The following is a 6,048-nucleotide window of genomic DNA, read 5'->3' as shown; positions in this document are numbered from 1 at the left end:
AAAATTGTGGGACAGCAATGAGCTTAGCTCCTCTTTTTTTATTTCAACGCCATAGAATTTCTAAGTTTGATATTCTCTCTAAATGACACATTTTGATCTGCTTTCCAGGCAATTTATGTTATAAAGTTACATGAGTTAGACATCCACGATGGGTACATGCATATGACTGATCACAGTTCACCTGAAAAATCACCTTGGGGTTGGAAAGCACTGATTATCTTCTGTATTTTAGGTGGATTATTCATGTTGTTTTTCTGGCTTGCGGTCAGTAATGAACCAGACTACATGCCAAGCCAGCAAAAGAAAGAAAATACCCAGCAGCATGCATTTAAGAATGCACCTGCGATGTCTCCAGAAGCTTTAGCCAAAGCACAGGCTGACCGTGAAGCTCGTCAGGCGACCTCTTCATCTCATCAGACTCATGAGACGAGCGTGGAAGAGCACAATATGTCTGCTGAAGAACATGCACAGATGGACAATGCTAGCCATGACGAAAATACCACTCATGGCCACTAAGCAGTTCCAAGATCAAATTTTAAAAAGCGAGGTTTTCCTCGCTTTTTTATTTTTTAGTCTTTTAAGCTGAGATACATATCTATATGTGGAATGCCACAATCCAGATATTCTTCACCCTGCACGTCAAAACCCAAGTTCTGATAAAAGCCAATCGCATGTACCTGTGAAGAAAGCTTTAGGAATTCACGTTGCTCTGTCTTGGCCTGATCAATCACAGCCTGCATGATATTTTGGCCGATACCCGTACCACGTGCCGACTGCAATACAGCTACGCGACCAATACTATGATTCTTTAATAAGCGTGCAGTCGCAACGGGTTGATCCTGTAAATAAGCTACAAAATGCGTAGAGATTGCATCCTCAGCATCCCATTCATCTTCGGGAGCAATTTGCTGTTCCTGAATAAAAACGGCTTCACGTATCACTCTGGCATCTTGGGCTAACTCCTCCCAGCTACCTGACATGATTTTAAGATTTTTATTGTTTAGCATTTAGAACCAATTCCCTGCTGATCCCACTGGTTATTCAATAACAATTCCAGTGAATGTTTTTGAATCCCATACATCTCTTTCAATGCCTGAATCTGGGCGAGAACAGCCTGATCGGGCTGTCCATAATCCTTCCGTTTGGTCGCCAGAATCATTTTATTTTTACTGGTGTGTTCTAGGGCCACAAATTCAAAGACCTTGGTTTCATACCCATACGCCTTAAGCAATAAGGCACGAATGGTATCCGTCAGCATTTCGGCTTGCTGCCCAGCATGGATGCCAAACTGCAACATTGGTGACAGCACTTTCGGACTCTGTAATTGCGGTCTTAACTCTTTATGACAGCATGGAGCACACATGATGATCTGTGCATTCAAGCGAATACCGCTATGGATTGCAAAATCGGTCGCCACATCACAGGCATGCAGAGCGATCATCACATCGAGACGTTCCGGTTCATAGGTACGCACATCGCCCTGGAAGAAATCCAGCTGGCTAAAACCAGATTGCTGCGCGACATTCTGACAGAACTCGACCATTTTCGGATTCAGCTCTACGCCGGTGACATACGGCGTCTGACCATGTTTTTGCATATAATCATATAGCGCACAGGTTAAATATCCCTTACCTGAACCGAAATCGACGATACGTAATCCTTGTTCCTGCGGCTGGATTTGAGCCAGTGCGCCTGAGAAAATCTCGACAAATTTATTAATCTGTTTCCACTTACGCGCCATGCTCGGAATGATCTGGCCTTGCTGATCGGTGATTCCTAAATGCTGTAGGAATACACTGTCCTGATCGACATAACGCTGTTTAACCCGGTCATGGCCCTGCTCGGCTTTTGTCTTTGTAGAGGCAGGTTTAGCTTTACTTCGTGTCAGCATGGCCTTTTTCTTGTTTTTCTTCAGCTGCAATTCTTCCTGATCGGTAAACAGGTTAGCTTGCTTGCAACAGGCCAATAATTCCGTTACTTGAGTCAAGGCTTCATTCAAAGGATAGTTTTTGGTGACATCCTGAGTCTTGTATCGATAGACACAGCTCAAAACCTTCTGTTCATTGAGCGAAATGACTCTAAAGGTCATTTTCTCCAATTGTTCAAGTTCACCTTTATACTGACTTAAGATCAGACGATCAAAATGATCAGTTTCAAAGGCTTGCTGAAAAGCCTCCAAGAACTGTTGTTCCTGAACCGAGAGAGAAGTCGATGTCGACATAAGAAAAACCTGATATGAATTGCTGCTCAAGTTTAATTGTTCTTAACTTAAAAGCAAAATTGAATTATTATACAAGTGTATATTTAAACAAGAATGACAATCATGCAGAATGCTCCCCTAGTTCCAGATTATGATCACAATGAGGAACGGATTAATTATATTAGTCATGGCCTCGGTGCTACACTGGCTTTAATTGCCGGTATTTTATTGATTATTAAAGGCTCTTATTTGAGTACCGGACAATGGATTGGCCTTTGGGTCTATGCTTTCAGCATGATTCTGCTGTTTTCCGCTTCGATGCTCTACCATATGTCTACTGCTGCTGACCGACGCTATTTTTACAAAAAAGTTGATCATACGGCAATTTACTACCTGATTGCAGGTACCTATACCCCGTTTCTATCGATTGCGATTCCAACAGCCAAAGCCCAGTATTTACTGATTGCCTTATGGGTGATTGCTGTACTGGGAACACTATTCAAGTTCATTTTCATCAACCGTTTCCAGAAACTTTCTTTAGTCGCTTATCTGGTCATGGGATGGCTGGCACTACTGGTTATGGACGATATGCAGCAGTACTTAAGTGCTCAATCTTTAACCTTTCTGATCATTGGTGGCTTAGCATACACCGTAGGTGCATTGTTTTACGCTTTAAAAAGAGTAAGATATACCCACGCTATCTGGCACATTTTTGTATTGATAGGCGCAGGATCACATTTTCTGTCTATCTATCTTTACGTGATTTAATCATCTCATTTCTCCATTTCAGTGACCCTGAGCGAGTTGAAACGAGAAGATTGCAGTTGTTTTTTTAAAAAATTACGCCTTTTTTAAAAAGATTACGCTTTTAAAACTAAGTTTTTTATTTTTAGTAAGTGTAAGGTTATTCATGGCGTCTTCTGATTCTATCGCTGTAACAGAAACTACAGCAACCAATTCAAAATTTCGTGTTTTAACAGCAAGTTTAGTAGGCACTACAATCGAGTTCTTCGATTTCTATATTTATGCCACAGCTGCCGTTATTATTTTCCCTTATCTGTTCTTCCCTACAAGTACAGATCCTATGACTGCGACTATTCAGTCGCTGGCAACCTTTGCGATTGCCTTTATTGCCCGTCCAATCGGTGCTGCACTCTTTGGTCATCTGGGAGACCGGATCGGACGTAAAGCGACACTGGTCGCGGCCTTGTTGACCATGGGCCTTTCTACCGTTGCCATTGGTTTATTGCCAACTTATGCACAAATCGGTATTGCTGCGCCATTATTGCTGGCTCTTTGTCGTTTAGGCCAAGGCCTTGGTTTGGGTGGTGAATGGTCAGGTGCGGTTCTATTGGCAACTGAAAATGCGCCAGAAGGCAAACGTGCCTGGTATGGTATGTTCCCGCAACTTGGTGCACCAATTGGCTTCATTCTGGCAACAGGCTCATTCTTGACGCTTGGCGCATTCATGTCTGAAGCAGAGTTCATGCAATGGGGCTGGCGTATTCCATTTATCTCTAGTGCGCTACTGGTGATTATGGGTCTATGGATTCGTTTGAAACTGCATGAAACTCCTGCATTCCAGAACGTATTGAAAAAGCAGAAAGAAGTGAATGTACCCTTCTTCGAAGTATTCAAAAAGCATTCTAAAATGCTGGTATTGGGTACCATCGCTGCGATCTGTACATTCGTGGTGTTCTACCTGACCACTGTATTCGCATTGCAATGGGGTACCAAACAGCTCGGCTATACACGTGAAGAATTCCTTCAGTTGCAATTAGTTGCAACTCTGTGCTTTGCTGCGTTCATTCCACTTTCAGCGGTACTTGCGGAAAAATTTGGTCGTAAGACAACTTCAATCGCGGTATGTGTAGTCTCTGCTATTTTCGGTATCTTCTTTGCCGATATGCTTGAATCAGGCAGTACACTGGTTGTGTTCTTCTTCTTATGTATCGGTTTGGCCATCATGGGTCTGACTTATGGTCCGATTGGTACCGTATTGTCTGAAATCTTCCCGACTTCAGTACGTTATACCGGTTCTGCCCTGACCTTTAACCTGGCAGGTATTTTTGGTGCATCTTTCGCGCCATTGATTGCAACAAAACTGGCAACAACTTATGGCTTGTCTGCAGTAGGTTATTACCTCACAGCAGCATCTATCCTGTCATTGCTTGCATTCTTGCTGATCCGTGAAACTAAAAATGATGATGTAAACAATCAGATCTAAGGATCTTGACAGATTAAGTCATCTCAATCAAAGCCAGCATTATATGCTGGCTTTTTTTATGATTTCACAACAAAAACTTGCTACTTCTTTGCGGATATTTCGGGAACAATCAAATAAATAAAGCCAAAGAATGAGGCAGAGTAATGCAGGATCTTATTGAGCAACTTACTCAAGGACAGCTGGTAGATATTGTGATTCTGGTAGAGGATGATAAAAAACTGGACGCCATTCGCTATATCCGGACGCATACAGCTTTAGATGAATCACAGGCGATACAGGTCATTGATGAAATTGTCAGAGAGCATGATCTGGCGCTTAATCGAGACAATAAAGGCAATATCGGCCCACGCTTTACTGATGATGCTGATGAAAATATTCCGGTGGTAACTACATCTTTGGAAGTTCCAGATCATCCCAACCTTAGCATCGCTAAAGATACTGAGGTGGCTGCACAGCAAGTCGGCAAACGTGTGCCCGGCCGTGAGATTGAAAAGAAAATCTGGATCACCGCAGCCGTTATTTTACTGATTATTATTGTGCTCTGGCTACTGCTTTAACAGCAGCGAATGAATCAGTTTTTTTAGACCAATTCGATAATATCAATGGTTGGTGGTACGCGAAAACGAAATGGTACCCCTACCATGCCCGTTCCCACGGTCACAAATACATCTGCATGCTCATGCCGGTACAAGCCTTTTTTATGGCCCAGAATGGAAACCTTTTTCATCACATAATCCGTCAGCCAGGGTAACTCGACCTGCCCACCATGCGTATGTCCAGAAAGCATCAATGGTCGTGTTGGCAATTTCGGCACCATATCCACGGTATCTGGATTATGCGACAGAATCACCCAAGGCTTGTCTTGAGGCAGATCCGGCATTGCGCGCATATCGGTTTTTCCAGCCCACAAATCCCCTACCCCGAGCAGACGAAATTCATCAAACTCGACAATCTGCCCTTCAATGTCCATAACCTGATTCACTTCCAGCGCATAACGAAGCAATTCCTGAATCGGAGGGCCAGGATACTGTTCATCATGATTCCCTGTCACCGAATATACCGGCGCATGAATTTCTTTTAAGACCGCCAGCTCATGTGCCAGTTTATTTTCCGGTTCATAAGTCCAGTCTCCTGCGACCACTACCAAGTCAGGTTTCAGATGATTCAACTTATGTACAATCTGTCTTAACTGGCGTTCATGTCCGGAAAACAGGCCAATATGTAAATCTGCAATCAAAGCAATCCGTACCGGTTTTTTAAGTTTCTGCTGAGGATTGATTTGATAAGGCGTGGTTTTAACCCGAATCAAATGCGGCTCGATAAACCGTGCATAACTGAGTATGGCACTAATCACGAAAATAAAAATAGACTCATGAATCGAATAGTAGCCCATCCATCCTGCATAAATACTGAAGAACACCAGCGGAATCAGCAAATAGGCCAGATAGAAAGCCAGCAGGTGACAAAATGCTTTAAAGGGATGAATGGTTTCTGTACGCGACTGACTCGACCAGGCCTGATACACTGCCCAAACGGCAAGAATGGCCATGCCTAGATAAAAATAAAAAAGTACGGAACTGGTATCCCACATAGATTTGCCTTGTCGAGTCGAGGAGCTGAT

General features: G+C 43.1%; 7 protein-coding genes. 4 read left to right on the top strand and 3 right to left on the bottom strand.

What is annotated here, in order from left to right; translation table 11 throughout:
• Nucleotides 1-162 precede the first annotated feature (162 nt).
• Nucleotides 163-516 carry a hypothetical protein gene (locus B4J23_RS08800; protein ID WP_034705429.1) on the top strand — a complete coding sequence of 118 codons (354 nt, stop codon included), beginning with the start codon at nt 163-165 and terminating at the stop codon, nt 514-516.
• A gap of 53 nt (nt 517-569) precedes the next feature.
• Here B4J23_RS08800 and B4J23_RS08795 read toward each other — a convergent pair whose 3' ends face one another.
• Both B4J23_RS08795 and B4J23_RS08790 read right to left on the bottom strand, forming a co-directional pair.
• Nucleotides 570-1,007 (bottom strand): GNAT family N-acetyltransferase, encoded by a 438-nt coding sequence (locus B4J23_RS08795; protein WP_180012191.1) that lies wholly within the window; start codon nt 1,005-1,007, stop codon nt 570-572.
• A complete protein-coding gene (locus tag B4J23_RS08790; protein WP_180139741.1) occupies nt 1,001-2,221 on the bottom strand; it encodes a class I SAM-dependent methyltransferase in 1,221 nt (406 codons plus the stop codon). Before B4J23_RS08790 ends, B4J23_RS08795 begins: the two co-directional genes overlap by 7 nt.
• Nucleotides 2,222-2,323: 102 nt before the next feature.
• Between B4J23_RS08790 and trhA the strand changes: the two genes are divergently transcribed.
• The 3 genes from trhA (at nt 2,324) to B4J23_RS08775 (ending at nt 4,984) form a co-directional block, all read left to right on the top strand.
• Nucleotides 2,324-2,968 (top strand): PAQR family membrane homeostasis protein TrhA, encoded by a 645-nt coding sequence (gene trhA, locus B4J23_RS08785; protein WP_291360036.1) that lies wholly within the window; start codon nt 2,324-2,326, stop codon nt 2,966-2,968.
• Nucleotides 2,969-3,110: 142 nt separating this feature from the next.
• The gene (locus tag B4J23_RS08780; RefSeq protein WP_180003873.1) at nt 3,111-4,427 is read left to right on the top strand and encodes an MFS transporter; all 1,317 of its coding nucleotides are present in this window, start codon (nt 3,111-3,113) and stop codon (nt 4,425-4,427) included.
• Nucleotides 4,428-4,570: 143 nt separating this feature from the next.
• On the top strand, nt 4,571-4,984 hold the full coding sequence (locus tag B4J23_RS08775) for a hypothetical protein (RefSeq protein WP_291360033.1): 414 nt from the start codon (nt 4,571-4,573) through the stop codon (nt 4,982-4,984).
• Between the two features lie 23 nt (nt 4,985-5,007).
• On the opposite strand, the gene B4J23_RS08770 is transcribed toward B4J23_RS08775, so the two are convergent.
• Complete coding sequence (locus B4J23_RS08770) at nt 5,008-6,018, bottom strand: metallophosphoesterase (protein ID WP_291360040.1); 1,011 nt, start codon at nt 6,016-6,018, stop codon at nt 5,008-5,010.
• Nucleotides 6,019-6,048 lie beyond the last annotated feature (30 nt).

The sequence above is a fragment of the Acinetobacter sp. UBA3025 genome (assembly GCF_002367915.1).
Lineage (GTDB): Bacteria > Pseudomonadota > Gammaproteobacteria > Pseudomonadales > Moraxellaceae > Acinetobacter.
The sequence above is the reverse complement of the archived record's forward strand: the minus strand, read 5'-3'. Positions and strand labels throughout refer to the sequence as shown.